The sequence below is a fragment of the Desulfurellaceae bacterium genome (assembly GCA_021296095.1).
Classification (GTDB): Bacteria; Desulfobacterota; Binatia; order Bin18; family Bin18; genus JAAXHF01.
The window spans coordinates 1-1,028 of record JAGWBB010000083.1 but is presented as its reverse complement, the minus strand read 5'-3'; the positions used below and the strand labels follow the sequence as shown (position 1 = coordinate 1,028).

Sequence of the window (1,028 nt, the reverse complement as noted above, 5' to 3'; positions counted from 1 at the left end):
GCTGCGGCCCGTGCCGCCGAAGACCAGAGCTATCAAGCGATGGTGAACTGGCTCGAACACCACCGGGAAGCCCCGCCGACGTTCGAGCCCGGCCAAACCCTGGGCCTGCACGACCGGGAGGCCCTCGAACCCTTCATCCCCCAGTCGGCCTGGGAGTATTACTTCTTTGACGACATGGAGATGCAGATTGCCGCAACGGGCGAGTATCCGCCGCCACCCGAGTGGGGCCAAAACGTCGTGCCCGGCTACTTTCTGGATGAGCAGGGGGTACTGGTCGATTTCAAGGGCGGCGGGTTCCCGTTTCCCGATATCGCCCCCGATGACCCCCAGATTGCGGTCAAGGTCATCTGGAACATGCTGTGGCGGCCGGGGACCGACGACTATGTGATGCCGATGGTCGCGTGGTCGCGTAGCGAACACGGCCAGCTGGATCGCGAATTCGAGTTTACCTCGGTCAACGCCAAATATGCACGTGGTGCAAACTGCCTGGTGCCAGGCTATGAAGAGGTGCGCAGCAAGATGTTGATGGAGTTCCGCTCCCCCCGCGATATGACCGGCGCCAAGAACCTGTCCATCACCTACGTCGATCACTACAAAGAGGACAGTGGCTGGATGTATTTGCCCTCCGAGCGCAAACCGCGCCGTACTCTGGCCTCAGAGCGGACCAGCGAGATGATGGGCATGGATCTGATCCCGGAAGACATGATGGGTTCTGGACCTACCTGGGGCGCAAGAAGGTGTTGGCGACGATCAATGTAGCCACCAACCCCGAGGCCGGTGGTCCCCACCTGTGGGTGCCCAACAAGGCGCGCTGGGAGGTGCGCGACTCCCACGTCCTGCTGATCGACCCCAAGAGCGAGGATCATCCCTACAGCCACAAGATCGTGTTTATCGACGCCGAAACCTACTGGACCTTGTGGATGGTGGCCTTTGACCGCCAGGACGACCAGCTGCTGCGGCTGGGTCAGCACTTTCTGAAGTACTCGGAGAGTTATGCCCACGAGACGGCCATGCAGGCACCCTATCTC

2 protein-coding genes are annotated in these 1,028 nt (G+C 61.2%); both read left to right on the top strand.

Translation table 11 applies throughout. The features are described from left to right. Positions 1 to 759 (top strand): DUF1329 domain-containing protein (locus tag J4F42_17580; protein ID MCE2487329.1); only part of this gene is annotated, 759 nt, incomplete at its 5' end. After that, positions 723 to 1,028, top strand: a 306-nt coding sequence (locus J4F42_17575) for a DUF1329 domain-containing protein (GenBank protein ID MCE2487328.1), incomplete at its 3' end; no start/stop codon positions are given. The genes J4F42_17580 and J4F42_17575, both read left to right, overlap by 37 nt.